This is a genomic window from Shewanella kaireitica (assembly GCF_023284045.1).
Classification (GTDB): domain Bacteria; phylum Pseudomonadota; class Gammaproteobacteria; order Enterobacterales; family Shewanellaceae; genus Shewanella; species Shewanella kaireitica.
The window spans coordinates 122,077-139,664 of record NZ_JAKIKQ010000004.1; the positions used below are offsets into that span (position 1 = coordinate 122,077).

Genomic DNA, 17,588 nt, shown 5'->3' on the forward strand with positions numbered 1-17,588 from the left:
TATGGGCTACCAGTTACGAATATTCTGGTCGGCAGTAAGCCAAAGTAAGAAACCTAAGGCGAGTATAATCGTTAAGCTAATACCGACGATATAGAGAAAGCCTTTTCTTCCTTGTTTAAGAGGGATGCCGTTGTAGTTGAGAAATAGTGCCCATGCGAGAGAGAGTAACAGTGGAAGAAAAAACAGCTTTGCCATACTTAACATCCTCAATATTAGTCGCGTAGCGATATGATTTGAAAGTATATAATAAAAAGGCCGCGATAGCGGCCTTTTATTGGGACTGAAATGTCTAGCTGGCTACGGAAGCGGGCTTTGGGTTGTCATCTGCATAGAATTGTTGTTGATCTAACTGGCCTTCAGACTTACCAATAACAACCGCAGTCATCATATCGCCGGTGACGTTAGTCGCAGTACGGATCATATCGATGATACGATCGATGGCGGCAATAAATGCAATCCCCTCAAGTGGCAATCCAACAACACCTAATGTTACCGTGAGCATAACCATTGCACTTCCTGGCACGCCTGCAGTGCCTACTGAGGCTACCGTTGCGGTTACGGCAATTAGCATGTAGTCAGTCATATCGAGTGGGATACCATAGATTTGAGCGATAAAAATAGCGGCTATTGCAGGGTAAATACCACCACAGCCATCCATATTCATCGTCGCACCAAGTGGTAGTACAAATGAGCTGTAACGTTTAGACACTCCCATTGATTCTGTGCAGCGAGTACTGGCTGGCAAAGTACCAAAACTTGATGCAGTCGTGAATGCAACAATTTGTGCAGGTATTGCTTTTCTAAAGAATTGAACTGGGCTTAATTTGGCCACAAACTTCACTAACCCACCGTAGACGAAAATAATGTGGATTAATGCAGCAAGATAAATAGCACCAATAAATTTACCCAATGGTAGCAGCATCGATAAACCATATTCACCAACAACCCACGCCATTAGACCGAATACACCTATAGGAGTTAGTTGCAACACCATACGAGTAAGCTGGAACATCACTTCGGCACCTGCTTCAAGCGTTTTCTTCAGTGGTTCAGCTTTTTCACCAACTTTATTGATAGCAATACCAATCAATGCCGCAAATACGATAATCTGCAGTACTTTTCCTTCGGCGAGTGAGGCGAATGGATTCACAGGCACCATGTTAAGTAGTACTTGAGCAAAACCCGGAACATGACGTTCGCTCACTTCGCTTGCCACAAGCTCGGTGGTACCGCCCATATCAATTAAAGAGCCGATCGTTAAGCCAATGAGCGATGCAATCGTACCTGTCAGCATAAACATGCCTAGCGTCTTAAAGCTTAATCGTTTCAGATTTGCCTGTGAGCCTAAAGAGGTGATGCTCACTACAATGGCGCAGAATATAAGCGGTGCAACCAGCATTTTAATAGCGCTGATAAATAGATCGCCAAGCGGCTTTAATACCGTTGCGGATTCACCAAAGATAACGCCAACAGTGGCGCCAAGCACAAAGGCTGCTAATACCTTTTGCCAAAAAGGGATGTTTTTAATCGTTTGCCACATTATCAATATTCCAAATATTCTATTTTTATAGTTTAAGTGACAGAGTTATCACTTAATTTATTACAATTTCGAGTTGGGAAAATCCTGCCTTCACATAGCGAAGGAGTATATATTGGCATTCTATAGAGAGAGTGCCTTGCACCACAAACCGATTTAGTTATAACTTATTGTGATATGCAAGTTTGTTTTAATTATATTAACAGTTTACATGTAAGTAACATGACTGGTAATTACTTTTAATGCTATAAAAACACAATAGATTTGATGACTTAACTAGGAGTCATGAGAGCTAAAGCTGAAACGCATGGAAATGGTATGTTGATTATTGTGGTTGATTTTCGGTATAAGCGGAGTTTTAGGCAGATTAGTCCTCACTGGTTGTTTTAAGCTGAGTGAGTAATACTAGAGCCATGTGCAGACGTTAAAGCAATATCGCATTCAAGCGAAGGAGATAACAATTGAAAAAATGGATGTTAGCGGCGGCCGTGAGCGCCGCGTTATTTGGATGTGCGGGTCAACAAGAGGTGAAATCCACTTTACCTGCAGGAGTTAAATTACTAGAGAGCGTAAGTTTTTCCGGCCAGGAAGTAGGGATCCCTTACCGTAAATATCAATTAGCCAACGGATTAACCGTTATATTACATGAAGACCATTCCGATCCGCTGGTGCATGTTGATGTAACCTATCACGTCGGTTCAGGACGTGAATTGGAAGGTCGCAGCGGTTTTGCACACTTGTTCGAACACATGATGTTCCAAGGCTCACAACATGTTGGTGATGAACAACATTTTAAGATGGTTACCGAAGCGGGTGGCACCTTAAACGGCACCACAAATACCGACAGAACCAATTATTTTGAAACTGTACCGAATAATCAATTAGAGAAAATGCTCTGGCTTGAGTCGGATCGAATGGGCTTTTTCTTACCAGCGCTAACCGAAGATAAGTTTGAAGTACAGCGTGAGACGGTTAAAAACGAACGCGCACAGCGTATCGACAACCGTCCTTACGGCAGAATGGGTGAACGTTTCAATCAAGCATTCTATCCCCAAGGTCATCCTTATTCTTGGCCTGTCATCGGTTGGCCTGAAGATTTAGACCGAGCAGATGTTGAAGACGTTAAACACTTTTTCCAACGTTGGTATGGGCCTAATAATGCCACACTAACGATTGGTGGTGATTTTGATGAAATGCAAACGCTCGCTTGGGTAAACAAGTATTTTGGTGAAATCCCAGCAGGTCCTGCGGTTGCTGAACCAACGAAGTCTTTAGTGACTTTGGATGAAGATCGTTATCTATCAATGGAAGATCGTGTTCACTTGCCACTGATCCGCATGGGCATGCCGACTGTTTATGCCCGTCATGAAGATGAACCTGCATTAGATCTACTGTCTAATATTCTTGGTGGTGGTAAAACATCAATTTTCTATAAGAACTTGGTCAAAGACGGTTTTGCAGTGCAGGCTGGTGTTAGCCATCCTTGTCAGGAGCTTGCTTGTCAGTTCTCTTTGTACGCATTAGCGAATCCTGCTAAAGGCGGGAATTTGGACGCCATTGAGAAAATCATGCGCGACTCGATAACTGAGTTTGAACAGCGTGGCGTGAATGATGAGGATCTGGAAAAAGTTAAAGTTAACTTTGAAGCTGCCACTATTTTTGGTTTGCAAAGCGTGCAGGTTAAAGTATCCAGCCTGGCATTTAACGAAACATTTTCGGGTAATCCCAACATGATTGGGTCTGATTTGGCTCGTTATGCCAACGTCACCAAAGAAGATGTGATGCGCGTGTTTAATCAATATATTAAAGGCAAGCCTATGGTGGTAATGAGTGTTGTACCACAAGGTCAGAAGCAGTTAATCGCTAAAGCAGATAATTTTGTTGCGCCAACTGAAAAAGTCGCTGCCGTGGCCGTGCAAGATTTAAACGTTAAACCGCAAATTACCTCTAAGTTTGATCGTAATGTGGTACCGCCTGTTGGCGCTGCACCGGTATTGAAAATCCCAACGCTATGGCAAGGTAAGTTAGCTAATGACATTGAAGTAATCGGTACTGAAACCAATGAAACTCCAACGGTTGAAGTCGTTGTATACCTCAATGGTGGTCATCGAATACTTGATGTGCAGCAAGCTGGTTTAGCATCAATCACAGCATCAATGATGAATGAGTCAAGCCTTAATCGCAGTGCAGAAGAGCTTACCCAAGCACTAGAGATGCTTGGCAGTAATGTCAGCTTTGGCGCGAGTAGCTATCAAAGTCATCTAAAGATCTCTGCTTTGACTGAAAATCTTGATGCAACAATGAAAATTGTACAAGAGAAGCTGTTTGAACCAGCCTTTAAACAAGCTGATTTCGACAGGGTTAAGCAACAGCTGCTACAGAATCTTCAACGTCAATTGACTGAACCAAGCTATCTAGCTTCTAGAGCATTTGGAACGCTGTTATACGGTGATAAAAGTCCGTTTGGAGTGAGCAGTGGTGGTTCTATTGAATCTGTTTCTGCAATCACTTTAGATGATGTGAAAGCTTTCTATCAGCGCCAATACACTGCGGGCAATGCTCAAATCGTGGCTGTAGGTAACTTAAATGAAGCTCAGATGCTAGCGAAGTTGAGCGGTCTAAACAGCTGGAAGGGCGATAAAACCCCATTTCCTGAGTTGGCTGAATTACCTGCATTCACCGGAGGTAAAATCTACATCGTAGATAAGCCTGAAGCGGCGCAGTCTGTGATTAAGATTGGTAAACGTGCACTTGCGTATGATGCTACAGGTACTTTCTTTAAGTCGTATTTGATGAACTACCCATTGGGCGGTGCATTCAATAGCCGTATCAACCTTAATCTTCGTGAAGACAAAGGTTACACCTATGGCGCAAGAAGCTATTTCTCTGGTGGCCCTGAGCAAGGCTACTATCAAGCGACAGCCAGTGTTCGTAGTGATGTCACAACCGAAGCATTAATCGAGTTTATTAAAGAGATTAATGAGTTCCAAGCGACTGGCATGACTGAGAATGAACTAACCTTTATGCAAAACTCTATTTCACAGTCTAAAGCGTTAGATTACGAAACGCCGTACCAAAAAGCGGGCTTAATGCGTAATATTCAACGTTATAATCTGGATGACAATTATAGTGAGCAGCAAACTGAGATCACTAATGAGGTGACACTTAATGAGCTCAATGGTTTAGCTAAAAGTCAGTTAAAAATTGACGATATGCTTATTCTTGTCGTTGGCGATCGTGCCAAGATAGAGTCTGAATTATCTACACTTGGTTACCCAATTGAGATTTTGCAGTTGTAAAATTTGCATTTAGGCCCAATATAGATGTGGTGCTCCTATAGGTGGGGCGCCTCATCTATAATTGTCATGATATAGACATAACAGTTATTTTTATATGACTTGAAAGTTTAGTTAATTAGCACGGGTCTGATTATCTTGAACTTTGAGTTTAAGTCACGTACTAGAGAATAATATATTGAAATCATTCAATGAATTAGTAGGGGATCTGTCTGATCCAGTAAGTCGTCAAGCACTTAGAGCAATGCAACGAGGCATTGAACGCGAGGCGCTTAGAATTGAAAAGACAGGTCACTTAGCTGCAGACAGTCATCCACAAGCATTAGGCTCTGCATTAATGCATTCGCGGATCACGACTGACTATAGTGAGTCCTTACTAGAGTTTATTACTCCAGTTTTTGAAAATATTGATTCACTCGTTGAAGATTTAACTTACACCCATGCATATAGCGTTCGTCATCTAAATGGACAGCGTTTATGGCCTGTAAGCATGCCATGTTATGTCGGAGATCTCGCTGATATTCCAATCGCAGATTATGGCAGCTCTAATAATGGCAAAATGAAACGCTTATATCGTAAAGGATTGACCTATCGATATGGCGCGCAAATGCAGATTATCTCGGGTGTGCATTTTAACTTTTCAGTATCAGATGATTTATGGAGCCGTCTCTATGATTTATCTGATAAAAGCCTGACGAAAGATGCATTTATTTCAGAGTCTTACTTTGGCTTGATCCGTAATTATCGTCGTTTGGTGTGGGTACTGCCTTACTTATTTGGTGCATCGCCCGCGCTGTGTGGCTCATTTATCAAAGATCAACAGACGTCACTTCCATTTGAAAAAGTCGGTAAAGGTACACTTTACTTACCTTATGCTACTTCTCTTCGTATGAGTGATTTGGGTTATACCAATCAAGAACAAGACAATTTGGATATCAGCTACAACAACTTATCCTCTTACCTTGAAGGTATGAACGCTGCCATCAATATGCCTTCTGATAATTTTGCCAAAATAGGCGTAAAAGTTGATGGTGAATATCGTCAGCTAAATGCCAATGTATTACAGATTGAAAATGAGTTTTATTCTCCTATTCGCGCCAAAAGAGTGGCGAAAGGAAATGAGAAGCCTTCTGAATCTTTAGCACGTGCAGGGGTTGAATATATTGAAGTTAGAGCACTGGATGTTAATCCATACAGTGCTGTAGGGATTGAGAAAACACAAATTCGTTTCTTGGATATGTTCCTACTTAATTGTTTATTACAGCCTTCTGCGAGCACTGACGCTACAGAAGAGGCCGAAATTGCGGCCAACCTACAAGCTGTGGTGCTTGAAGGGCGCAAGCCAGGCTTGCAATTGAGTCAAAATGGTAGCCAAGTATTGCTGTCAAACTGGTTAGAAAGCTTATTTGGCAATATGAGTTCAATTGCCTGTCTTCTTGATGATGGAGCCGATGGTGACTATCAACAGGCGCTAGCGCACTGGCATAAAGCCGTTGTGAATCCAGATGAGACTTTATCTGGTCGAATTATGGCTAAACTTAAGCTTGAACAAGTTGATCACAGCCAGTGGGTGATGTCGCTTGCCCAGCAGTACCATCAAGAACTCAAAGACTACCCGATTAGTGACTCTGTGCTTGCACGCTACGAGCAAGATGCTAAAACATCTCTTCAGCAACAAGCTGCGAGTGAAGCGGTTGGTGAAGTGAGCTTTGATGAGTTTCTAGCAGATTATTTTGAGTCATAAGTTTGAAAAGTCTTAAGTTAGTGGCTTTAATATCGATATCACTGTTATCTGGCTGTGCTTCGCAGCTAGATATCAGTAACCAATGCGGCACGGTATCAAGCTTTTTGGCACCAGAGCCTGAGCTTGGCCTGTACCGAGCTGTTGTAACCCATCTTGATGGCAAGCCTGTGATCTCCCAGCCTAATTACCGCTTAAGTGTTGGTGAGCATCGCTTCACTTTGGCTGAATTAATCGACTCTCCTGACTTAAATGTCTCTCTTGCTGCTCGTACCCCAAAAGATCTGACTGTGACAGTGGCGGCTAATACTAGGTACCATATCGGGGCAAAGTTTAATCGTGATAAAATCTATAACGGAAACAACACTGATTTTTGGCAACCAGAGGTTATCAGCCAAGAATCTTATGAATGTGAATTCCCTGAGTCTCAATAAGCCCTGTCCCCGCTTGATTTCTAACACAATTTAACGATTGGTTAATTGCATATTGATGCTATCAATGTGACACTAGCGCATTGCTATTATTGTCTGTTGGTATGAATTTTTATGAATTGGCCTGCATTATTTGCAACTGTTATCTTGGCTACACTGTTAACAGGTTGCGCGACGCCTCCCCCGAAAGATCCTGAAAACCTTTGCTCGATATTTCAAGAAAATCGTTCTTGGTATACAGCTGCTAAAGATACCCGAGAGAAGTGGGGCGTGCCGGTGCACGTGCCGCTGGCAATGATGTATCAGGAGAGCTCATTCAAACATAATGCGGCGCCGCCAATGGAGTACTTTCTAGGCTTTATTCCCATAGGAAGAGCGAGCAGCGCTTATGGCTACGCTCAAGCAAAAACCATGACTTGGGATGATTATGTAAGAGAGACGGGTAACTCTTGGTCAAGCCGCAGCAACTTTAGCGATGCGATGGATTTTATGGGTTGGTTTATCTATAAAACACATAAAATCAATGGTGTATCTAAGTGGGATGCGCGTAACCAATACTTAAATTACCATGAGGGTTGGGGCGGTTATAAACGTAAAACTTATAATCAAAAGGCTTGGCTGATTAAAGTTGCTAAAAAGGTCGATGACCGCTCAAAACGTTATGCGGGCCAATATCGCCAGTGTCAAGAGGACCTTGATTCCTCTTGGTTGTGGCGACTATTTTTCGGGTAGCCAACTTTCATGTATAAGTAATAAATAGAGCCAGTTTGCAATCGCAACTGGCTTTTTCGTTAATGTTGCAAATAAGCCCTTCATGTTTTTCCATCTTGTCCGATAACAATGTAGATATTTTGTTAAATTAAATTTACTCTGCAGCGGCAGTTAATAATACACTCCTTGGCTCTGTCTATTGAATGGAACTCTTTATGCAAGATAATGATGATCACAAGTTACAATTGAAGCTTATTTTCCCTGTTGTTGCGGTTGGTCTTACTGCATTACTGCTATTTATATTGTTTGCAGATGCTTCAATCTCTAAGTGGGATGTCGCTATGTTACTTTTGGGCATAACGCTCGCTCAAGTGATTGGTAGTTGGTATGTGATTAAAAATGCACTGAGTAAGCGATTAACAAGGCTAAGGCAATATCTCGCATTAGTGGTCAGTACTGAAGAAGCGCCCAAAGAGCGTCTAGTCGATGCTAATGGCGATGGATTGGCGTTGATTACTAATAACTTAAGTGAATTTATTGAAGGTCTTAAAGGCGTACTTGATAAGGTTCGTAGTGACGCAACTATTTTTCGTCAAGGCTCTGAGCAGTTGGCAGAACAAATGACGTTAGCAGAATCATCTGTAGAGCTAAGCAGTGGCGAGAACGAAAAAATAACTCAATCATTGAGTGAAATAGATACTACAGCTCAGGAGCTCACTGGCAATGCTAAAGAGCTACAATCCACCTCGATGAAGGTGAACGAATTATTGCAAACGGGGACTAATGACGCCATAAAGAATCAAACATTTATGGGAGATTTTACCCACGGTATTGAAAGTTTGGTTAGCGAACTTGATGTGTTGCATAAAGACAGTCAAAAAATCGGTAATGTGCTGGAAGTGATAAAAAGTATTGCTGAGCAAACAAACTTGTTAGCACTTAATGCGGCAATTGAAGCTGCGCGTGCGGGTGAGCAAGGTCGAGGTTTTGCAGTTGTGGCTGATGAAGTCAGAGCGTTGGCACATAGAACCCAAGAGTCAACCGTCGAGATTCAAAGCATCGTTGAAGGCCTGCAAGGTAAAACCAGTAGTGCCGTCACAGCAATTGGAGAGAGTCAGCGAGTGAGCCAAGAAAGCTTGCAGCAATGTCAGCGAGTATCGCAAGCATTTACCGATATCGGTGAGGCTTTTCAGCAACTTGATACTTTGACGGGGAATATTAATGACAGCATTCAAGGCCAACAAACATCAACTTCAAGTATTAATGACCGAGCATCTGAAATATCAAGGCTCAGCCAAGACGTGCATAGTAATTTGAAGACAATTGCCGAACAAGCAAGAGAGCAGAAAAGCACGTCAGCTCAGCTGGATAAAATCCTCAAACGAGTGTGTGTATAGGACGATAGCTAGAAATCTTATCGGAAAAGGGTTATCCCCATCCGACCTGGAAAGGCAGGATTCAGTGGGAGTTTAATGGGCTTTAGTCACAGGTTCATTGCTCCATGCTGAACCTAAGCGCCTACATCCATGTAGGCGAGGCATTGATTGCAGCTAATGGTCACTCCCTTGGTAAAATCAATAACACAGAGTAAAGCCCATGCTTTTTATATAAGAAACGCCCATCGAAGAAGGGGTTGTGCAATCCCACTTCGTTGTTGCGGCAACTTAAAAGGGAATAACCATTTCCACGTTAACGCGCCTAGAATTGAACTAGCACAACACCTCTGAAACGAGCATTTTTAAGTGGAATGGGTATAGGCTAAGAAAGCCTAATTCTTTATTAAAAAAGTAAGCCCTATAAAAACGCTATAGGCTCTTACTAACCTTTGCGCGCTTTTGTTTATACATAGCTTCATCGGCAGCCTTAATAGTCTTGTTTAACTGACCATGATACTGCTCGATCCCATAGCTAAAACTAATATCTCCTCGTTCACTCAGTGCAGTCTCGATAATATTTATCTCATTTTCGATACGCTCTAAAGGCCCGTGACACAGCGCTATAAATTCATCGCCACCATAACGTGCCACTAACTGCTTCTCATGCCACTGGGCTTTGAGGAGGCTGCTAAATTGTTGCAGTGCTGCGTCGCCTGCAGTATGACCATGCTGGTCGTTAATCGCTTTAAGGTTATCCAAATCGATGAGTATCAAGTAACAACCAAAGTGGGGCTTCAACTGCCACTCGTTGACAAGCGTTTCAAAACGTTGGCGATTGTACAACTCCGTTAAACTATCAAAGTTAGCCAGCAAATTAATCTTATGAGTTTTTTGGTAAAGAGAAATGGCATTAGCAGCTTCGTGAGTCAATATCGCCACTAGATTGCGGTCATAATGGCTAAACGCTTTCACTTTTCCGCTATCTAAATTGAGCATAGCGTATAGTTGGCCATCAATATGGATCGGGCTCGATAGGGTTGAGCGAATCGGTGTTGAGGGAGCATCGAGCAGGATATTTTGAGCTGACGAGCTTAATGAACTGCGAGAGTTAATAGCTTCCATATCATCAATAACGACCACTCTGTCGCACTTACCTTTGGTTAACCGATATTCAAATGATTGCTTTAAATTGATATTGAGCTTTCTAAGCTTATTGATATCAATTCCCACACTCGATTCAAATGATAGTGCACCGCTATTTGGTTCGACTCGAATAATTGAACCCATTTCTGCGCCATCAACACTGCTTACGGCTTTATTAAGTAGCGCGTTTAAAAAAGCGGTTTCATCTTGATACTGACCAGAAATATTGACTAATTCGAAGGTTGTTTCGTTCACATGTACAACTTGCTGCAGATGCTCCCAAAGCCTTGTGAGTCGTCCCTGATGAAAATAGTAATTGAGACTGTAGCCAAGCAGGTAGATGATGCCAACAAGGAGCAGGTTTGCCACAGCGTTTGGTGACGCGGTGATACTAAAAAAAAACGACCAACAGATAAACAGCAGCATTAAAGGCACGCCTAGCAGAGCTAAGTGAGTCTTCCAATCGAGTGAATCAATTTTCTTCTTTTTTAAACTGTCTTTGATGGGCAACATGAATATCCTATTCAACTGAGTCAAACCATTTGTTTGCTGCATTCAAAAGAAAAATTTTGCTGATAAAGCTCATGGTAAATAACTTAAATAGTAGATAAAAAGTACAACTCTAACAAGTGCTTAATCTTGCTACGGCGAGTAGGTGTATTTATTGAAAGCTATCGGGCGAGTTTATCAAATTTACGCGACTAAACTGTAGTGCTATTTACGCTTAATAACGCAAATGTATACATCATCATTTTGACTGATAAAACTATTTGTGTGAACAGCTATCGATGTTACAAACTGATACATAATATCCACAGTCTATCAGTCATAGAGGCTCTTAGTTCTGTGTGGCACCGTATATTCACAGAGATCCAAAGCTAAACAAGAGATTGGCTAGCAATCTTAATTATTTGTTATACATATGTACTAATAAGTTATTTGCAGTCAAAACAAAGCTTAGAGATAATTAGGCCATCGGCTTTGGGGGAAGCCTGTTTACTCTTTGCGCTTATTTTCATTATAATGCGCGCAAATATAATAATGTACCGCCCTACTGAAGGACTAAAAATGAGCAAACCATTTGTTGCAGTATTAATGGGGTCTGATTCTGACCTGCCTACAATGCAATCTACCCTAGATGTATTAAAGACTTTCAACATTACGTTTGAAGCTAAAGTGACATCAGCCCACCGTACTCCAGCTGCTACACACGCTTACGTGACTGACGCTGAAGCTCGTGGTTGTAAAGTATTTATCTGTGCGGCAGGTCTTGCTGCACATCTAGCTGGCGCAGTTGCTGGTATCACAACTCGTCCAGTGATTGGTGTACCAATTGACAATGGTCCACTACAAGGCCATGACGCATTGCTTTCTACAGTGATGATGCCTGGTGGTGTTCCAGTTGCTACCGTTGCTATCGGTAGTGCTGGTGCTAAGAATGCGGGTTACCTAGCAGCGCAAATGCTAGCTGTTGGTGATGATGCATTAGCGGTAGCAGTAAAAGAAGAGCGTGCTAAATCTGCTGAAGCTGTTCAGGCTAAAGATGCTGCGCTACAAGCTAAACTAGCTTAAGCGACACTAAACAAATAAAACCGCAGTGTTTTCACTGCGGTTTTTTTGTGTCTGTTAATACCAAGGTTAATGTTGTAATGTCGTCCGCTATAGACAAATTCCCCGCAGCGATGCAGACTTATTGTTTCATTACTCTGTAAAGGACCTTGGTGTGTTAGAGCCCATCCACCCAACAGATCAACCTTTAAATGCAGATCCCGATCAAGCGCTCATGCTGCAGTATGCTAGCGGTAATACTCGTGCTTTTGAACTGCTATACAGCAAACACAAAGGCCCGTTATATCGCTACTTTGTGCGGCAAATCTATGACAATCAACTGGCTGAAGATCTGTATCAAGAAACATGGAGCAGAGTGATAAAAGCGGCGGCCAACTATCAAGCTAAAGCAAAGTTCACCACTTGGTTATATCGCATCGCGCACAACCTGATTATCGACCATGTAAGAGCCAAGAAACCTGAAAGTAGTTTTAGTGACACTTTTGAGGATGGGCAAGAAACTGAATCCGTCGCCAGTTGTTTGTCTGAATCGCCAGAGCAACTACTGCAACAGCAGAAGAAAGCACTGTTACTTAAAGACTGTGTGAAAGACTTGCCGCAAGTTCAACAAGAAGCGTTCTTGCTTAATATTGAAATGGGCTTCACTGCAGCAACGATTGCCGATATCGCAGGTGCCACAGTGGAAGCAACTAAAAGCCGTCTTCGTTACGCAAATAAAGGCCTTAAAGCCTGTGTCGACCTGAAGTGGCAGGAGGTGGAGTATGACTAAAGAGGGTGAAGACCGTACTCAAAAAGAGCTGCATGCGCTTTATCAACATATTGAGCAGGAACAGCCGTCAAAGGCGCTTGATAACGCTATTCTAGAACTCGCTGCAAGCAACGCAAAGCCACGGGTGAAAAGCCAGTCATTTTGGCGCAAGCACCGTTGGCCGTTGTCTTCTGCGGCTTCAGTATTATTGGTGGTCACTTTGTTTGTGATTAATCCACAAATGCAGACGGGTAACTTGAGCGATGAGGCTATGCCTACCTTAATGTCGACACCAGAAGATCACCAAGCTCCTGCGATGATGAGAATGGCTACGCCAGAACAAGAGTCAGATAATATGTCAGCTGAAGAAAGTACTCGGGCAGATGAAACATTGCCAGTCAAGCTGCAATCATCGGATTTCAATGGCGCTAAAAACCTAAAAAACTTTGGGGTTAATGCTGAAGCGCTGATTGCTAAATTCGATGAGGTTGAAAAAATGCTTAAGCTAGAAGAGTTTGCTCAGGCTGAACAAGCACTACAGCAGATAGAAAGTGAATATGAAACCCTGCTGCAGTCAAATGAGGCATTGCAAAATCGCTTTAACAAATTGCAAAAACAACTGGATGATCCGAGAGAGTAGCATCATCCAGTTCATTAATAGAAAATAGCTTTAATCTTTAATAATGCCTACTCATGCAGTAGGCATTATTCATTGAACCAATCCCAGATCCCAAGAGAATTGCCTTCAAATAGATCAATGCCTAATGCTGATTTTAGTAAATAGAGTAGCAGCAACCCAAGCACCGTAGACAGCATAATAAAGCCAGCTAAAGACAGGATGAAAACGGCCATAGATACTTGTTTCTCCTTGCGGTTCAAAGCGCGTTTGTTTCTGCCCAAAAGGAATACGTAGAAAAAACGCCAGCCAATAAACGGAAAATAAAACGTGCCACGATTATCAATAAAGTGTTGCTGCCACGGTTTGCCAATAAGTGCTAGTCGGAAATAGATGAGCTGTGATTCACTGTAACTATTGGCATACCTGCTTGGCATATCCAATAGCGCTTTGTGGACTCGGGGGTCATCCCTTAAAGAGGGACGTTGATATTCGAAGGTCATTATTATCCTCTTTCTAGGGACTGTTGAACGTTCATGGTTGTTCTTATTTGAATGCATCTATTACTGTGCGATGAGCTTTTTACTTAGCCCGCTAAGCTTCATTGTTTAACCCCTGTACTAGAGGCACTGAGTCCGAACAAAAACTTAGCTTTAGAGTTCAGCAGTCCCTTGCCAATACAAGGTGTTAGTTGGAAAAGAGTGTTGACCTATCAAGCGTAGCTGATTGTAGGCAGCACTCAAGCAGAGATAAATGGTATAAGACACATTTGCTAATAATTCTTTGTGTTTATTTTGCTGAATAGCTGTCAAAAGTTTGCTACTTTGTTTGGCTGAATCGCTCCCATTTAGAATAATTACAATAGGATGGCCTCTTTGATGAAACTTCGTCACTCACTTGCATGTTGCATGTTAGCTTTGGGCACAATGAATATCGCCCCCTCATTTGCCTCTGACTCTAGTGATAAAGCTGGTTATTTTCGCGCACCGGCGCTGAATCATCAAACATTAGTATTTACTGCTGAGGGCGATCTTTGGACTAAAGACCTGACAGAATCGAAGGCCAGACGATTAACCAGTTTACCCGCTGAAGAGTTGGGCGCGACTATTTCTCCTGATGGTCAATCAGTCGCTTATGTGGCGAACTATGAAGGTTCATCAGAGGTTTACGTTATCGCAATTGATGGTGGCCAAGCAAAGCGAGTCAGCTTTGAAAACTCTCGAGTAAGAGTGCAAGGGTGGACAGCCGATGGCAAAATCCTGTACGCCACTGATAATGCTTTTGGCCCTGCTAATTACTGGGTGTTACGTACGGTAGACCCAGCAAGTCTTGTGACAACGGACTTGCCTCTTGCTGATGCCATTGAAGGCGTGATTGATGAGCAAAATGAATATGTTTACTTCACTCGCTTTGGCCTGCAAACCACAGGTGATAATGCCAAAGTATACCGAGGCGGTGCTAAGGGAGAGCTTTGGCGTTTTAAGTTAGGCGAGAAACAAGAAGCGCAGCAATTAGCGACAACTCATGAAGGCTCAGTAAGGCAGCCCATGTTGTGGCAGTCTCGTGTTTACTTTATCAGCGATAGTGATGGTAACGACAATATCTGGTCAATGTCAGTTGATGGTAAAGATCTGCAGCAACACACGCATTATAAAGAGTGGCAAGTAAGAAGCGCCAAGCTTAATGAAGGACGTATTGTGTTCCAGCAGGGCGCCGATATTAAGCTTTTCGATATCGCATCGAATAAAGAGCGAGCTGTTGATATTGAATTGATTTCAGATTTTTCGCATAAGCGAGAGCATTGGGTCAGCGATCCGATGAAGTATGCAACATCGACAAAATTCACCCCGCAAAACGACAGAGTAGTGATCACTGCCCGCAGCCAAGTGGCCATCGCTTCAACGGATGGGCAGAGATTGGTGCAGCTGACGATTCCTGCTGACAGTCGAGTGCGCAATGCCATTATGAGTAAAGATGGCCAGTGGGTATACGGCATAAGTGACATTAGCGGTGAGCAGGAGATATGGCAATTTGCTGCAGATGGCAGTGATAAGCGTAAGCAGTTAACCGAAAACGGCAAAGCATTGCGCATGGGTCTGCACCTTTCGCCTGACGGCCGTTATTTGGCTCATGACGATTATGACGGTAATGTTTGGCTGTTAGATTTAAAGAAGGGGCGCGATAAGAAAATCATTACCCAAGGGGAAGGGCTTGGACCATATGCCGACATCGTTTGGTCGGGAGACAGTCAATTTATCGCGCTTACCAAAGCTGAGATGGGTAAAAACCGCAGCCAAATCGTGTTGTACTCTTTAGATAAAAACAAAGCGCAAGCACTCACCACAGATAAGTATGAGTCATTCTCGCCCAGTTTCAGTAAAGATGGCGACTGGCTTTATTTTCTTTCAAACCGCAAATTTGTCTCTACACCAAGCTCTCCATGGGGTGACAGAAACATGGGGCCAATGTTTAATAAGCGCACTGAAGTGTTTGCCATTGCCCTAAACGCTAAAGCACGTTTTGCTTTCCAAAAGCCAAATGAGTTACTGAGTGAGCCTGAAAAAGACAATGATGACGAGATTAAAACACGAGTTGACTGGGATGGCCTATCGGCAAGGTTATGGCAAGTGCCTGTCGCATCGGGTAACTATTCATCACTGCAACTTGGTGAGGACAAGTTCTATCTGCTTGATAAAAATCTGGGTAACCGTAAGTCTTCTTTGAAAGTGGTTAAGTTTAATCCGCTAAGCCCTAAGGTAGACACATTCTCAAAGGATGTGGGTTCATATACCTTGTCTGATGACAGTAAAAAGCTGTTTATCCGCAAACAATCGAAACAGGGTAAAGAGATGTTGATTGTTGATGCGGGCGACAAGCTACCTAAAGAACTCGATAATGCCAAAGTGCAGGTAAACAATTGGCAGCTTGCTATTCAACCCACTGCGGAATGGCAGCAGATGTTTGAAGATGCCTGGTTAATGCACCGAGATTCGTTCTATGACAAGAAAATGCGTGGTGTCGATTGGCAGCAAGCTAAAGTGAAATACCAGCCATTGGTCGATCGTCTAACTGATCGTCATGAGCTCAATGATATCTTCAAGATGATGATGGGGGAGTTAGATTCGCTGCACTCTCAAGTGCGTGGCGGCGACTTTGCTAAAGATCCCAACAAGGCAAAATCAGCAAGCTTAGGTGCGCGTTTAGAGCAAACAAAAGCTGGCGTGGTGATAGAACATATTTATCAAGGCGACCCAGAGCTTCCTAAGCAAGCAGCGCCGTTAAAGCAGATGGGGGTTGATGCCAAAGTCGGTGATATTATCGTCGCGATAAACGGTAGAAAGTTGACTAACATAGCGGATGTCACTCGCCTTATCCGTAACCAAAGTGCTAAACAGGTGCTACTAGAGCTTAAACGTGGCAATAAAACACATCAGACAATTGTAAAACCTGTCACGGCATCAGCGAATGCAAAATTAAGGTACCAAGACTGGGTCAACCACAATAGCCATGCAGTTAGCAAAGCAAGTGATGGCAAGTTCGGTTACTTGCATCTCTATGCGATGGGCAGTGGTGATATCGCTAGCTTCGCGCGTGAATTCTACGCTAATTATGATAAACAGGGACTAATTATTGATGTTCGCCGTAATCGAGGCGGTAATATCGACAGTTGGATTATTGAGAAACTTCTTAGACGTACATGGGCATTTTGGGCACCAACCCATGGCACGCCATCAGGAAATATGCAGCAAACCTTTAATGGTCACTTGGTCGTACTGACCGATCAGCTGACTTATTCAGATGGCGAGACTTTCTCTGCAGGAGTTAAAGCACTCGGTATTGCTCCGCTTATCGGTAAGCAAACTACTGGCGCCGGCGTATGGTTATCTGGCCGTAACTCTCTTACTGATAAGGGAATGGCTCGAGTTGCTGAGTATCCACAATATGCAATGGACGGTAGCTGGATTATTGAAGGGCGTGGCGTCAGTCCTGATATCGAAGTCGATAACCTACCATACGCAACCTTTACCGGTAACGATGCGCAACTTCAAAAGGCGCTGGACTACCTCAAGCAAGAGTTAAACAAACAAGCGGTTGAGGATTTCAAGCCTAAAGCTCTACCTGTAAGCGGTATGGCAGAGGATGTAAAAAGAGCCCACTAGTTTCACACTTGTATAAAAAATATTGATGAGTTTCGAGCGTTATTGGCCAAGCAGTTCCCAGGTTGATAACGCTCATTTTATTCCTGTAGTACAAAGTTTACCGTCAGCTCCCTTCGAAAAAACTCTTACCGTTAAATTTAAAATTCAGGTATTGATCGCAGCCCCAATCTGAATATTTGATGATGTGGCGAATTAGATACTAAGCTTATTTCCAAAAGATATTGAATTTTACGTGTTTTTAACACTAAACTGATTAAAAA

Annotated in this window: 13 protein-coding genes; 9 read left to right on the top strand and 4 right to left on the bottom strand. The window is 42.9% G+C overall.

Features of this window, described 5'->3' with window-relative positions:
* Positions 1-6 precede the first annotated feature (6 nt).
* Positions 7-195, bottom strand: a complete 189-nt coding sequence (locus L2730_RS07680; RefSeq protein ID WP_248974054.1) for a hypothetical protein — start codon at positions 193-195, stop codon at positions 7-9.
* Positions 196-289: 94 nt separating this feature from the next.
* The gene (locus L2730_RS07685; RefSeq protein WP_248974207.1) at positions 290-1,543 is read right to left on the bottom strand and encodes a dicarboxylate/amino acid:cation symporter; all 1,254 of its coding nucleotides are present in this window, start codon (positions 1,541-1,543) and stop codon (positions 290-292) included.
* 455 nt (positions 1,544-1,998) lie between these two features.
* Here L2730_RS07685 and L2730_RS07690 point away from each other — a divergent pair, with 455 nt between their 5' ends.
* From L2730_RS07690 to L2730_RS07710, 5 genes are all read left to right on the top strand, one after another.
* On the top strand, positions 1,999-4,836 hold the full coding sequence (locus tag L2730_RS07690) for a M16 family metallopeptidase (RefSeq protein ID WP_248974055.1): 2,838 nt from the start codon (positions 1,999-2,001) through the stop codon (positions 4,834-4,836).
* Positions 4,837-5,011: 175 nt separating this feature from the next.
* Positions 5,012-6,577 carry a glutamate--cysteine ligase gene (gshA, locus tag L2730_RS07695; protein WP_248974056.1) on the top strand — a complete coding sequence of 522 codons (1,566 nt, stop codon included), beginning with the start codon at positions 5,012-5,014 and terminating at the stop codon, positions 6,575-6,577.
* 2 nt (positions 6,578-6,579) lie between these two features.
* Entirely contained in the window at positions 6,580-7,008 is a 429-nt protein-coding gene (locus tag L2730_RS07700) for a hypothetical protein (RefSeq protein WP_283105676.1), read from the top strand.
* 111 nt (positions 7,009-7,119) lie between these two features.
* Entirely contained in the window at positions 7,120-7,737 is a 618-nt protein-coding gene (locus tag L2730_RS07705; protein ID WP_248974057.1) for a transglycosylase SLT domain-containing protein, read from the top strand.
* A 194-nt stretch (positions 7,738-7,931) separates the two neighbouring features.
* The gene (locus L2730_RS07710; protein ID WP_248974058.1) at positions 7,932-9,113 is read left to right on the top strand and encodes a methyl-accepting chemotaxis protein; all 1,182 of its coding nucleotides are present in this window, start codon (positions 7,932-7,934) and stop codon (positions 9,111-9,113) included.
* A 408-nt stretch (positions 9,114-9,521) separates the two neighbouring features.
* On the opposite strand, the gene L2730_RS07715 is transcribed toward L2730_RS07710, so the two are convergent.
* Positions 9,522-10,745, bottom strand: a complete 1,224-nt coding sequence (locus L2730_RS07715; protein ID WP_248974209.1) for a sensor domain-containing diguanylate cyclase — start codon at positions 10,743-10,745, stop codon at positions 9,522-9,524.
* 558 nt (positions 10,746-11,303) lie between these two features.
* Between L2730_RS07715 and purE the strand changes: the two genes are divergently transcribed.
* The 3 genes from purE (at position 11,304) to L2730_RS07730 (ending at position 13,192) form a co-directional block, all read left to right on the top strand.
* A complete protein-coding gene (purE, locus tag L2730_RS07720; protein WP_220738800.1) occupies positions 11,304-11,807 on the top strand; it encodes a 5-(carboxyamino)imidazole ribonucleotide mutase in 504 nt (167 codons plus the stop codon).
* A gap of 211 nt (positions 11,808-12,018) precedes the next feature.
* Positions 12,019-12,573, top strand: a complete 555-nt coding sequence (locus L2730_RS07725; RefSeq protein WP_248974210.1) for a sigma-70 family RNA polymerase sigma factor — start codon at positions 12,019-12,021, stop codon at positions 12,571-12,573.
* The gene (locus L2730_RS07730) at positions 12,566-13,192 is read left to right on the top strand and encodes a hypothetical protein (RefSeq protein ID WP_248974059.1); all 627 of its coding nucleotides are present in this window, start codon (positions 12,566-12,568) and stop codon (positions 13,190-13,192) included. The genes L2730_RS07725 and L2730_RS07730 overlap by 8 nt, the downstream gene beginning before the upstream one ends.
* Before the next feature lie 65 nt (positions 13,193-13,257).
* Here the strand turns inward: L2730_RS07730 and L2730_RS07735 are convergent, their stop codons facing one another.
* Positions 13,258-13,671 (bottom strand): hypothetical protein, encoded by a 414-nt coding sequence (locus L2730_RS07735; RefSeq protein WP_248974060.1) that lies wholly within the window; start codon positions 13,669-13,671, stop codon positions 13,258-13,260.
* A gap of 375 nt (positions 13,672-14,046) precedes the next feature.
* Between L2730_RS07735 and L2730_RS07740 the strand changes: the two genes are divergently transcribed.
* Positions 14,047-17,328 carry a S41 family peptidase gene (locus L2730_RS07740; RefSeq protein ID WP_248974061.1) on the top strand — a complete coding sequence of 1,094 codons (3,282 nt, stop codon included), beginning with the start codon at positions 14,047-14,049 and terminating at the stop codon, positions 17,326-17,328.
* Positions 17,329-17,588: the final 260 nt, after the last annotated feature.

Coding starts and splice junctions, on each gene's coding strand:
- purE (WP_220738800.1), top strand. CDS start 11,304: ATGAGCAAACCATTTGTTGCAGTATTAATGGGGTCTGATTCTGACCTG.
- L2730_RS07725 (WP_248974210.1), top strand. CDS start 12,019: ATGCTGCAGTATGCTAGCGGTAATACTCGTGCTTTTGAACTGCTATAC.
- L2730_RS07735 (WP_248974060.1), bottom strand. CDS start 13,671: ATGACCTTCGAATATCAACGTCCCTCTTTAAGGGATGACCCCCGAGTC.
- L2730_RS07740 (WP_248974061.1), top strand. CDS start 14,047: ATGAAACTTCGTCACTCACTTGCATGTTGCATGTTAGCTTTGGGCACA.
- L2730_RS07680 (WP_248974054.1), bottom strand. CDS start 195: ATGGCAAAGCTGTTTTTTCTTCCACTGTTACTCTCTCTCGCATGGGCA.
- L2730_RS07705 (WP_248974057.1), top strand. CDS start 7,120: ATGAATTGGCCTGCATTATTTGCAACTGTTATCTTGGCTACACTGTTA.
- L2730_RS07710 (WP_248974058.1), top strand. CDS start 7,932: ATGCAAGATAATGATGATCACAAGTTACAATTGAAGCTTATTTTCCCT.
- L2730_RS07730 (WP_248974059.1), top strand. CDS start 12,566: ATGACTAAAGAGGGTGAAGACCGTACTCAAAAAGAGCTGCATGCGCTT.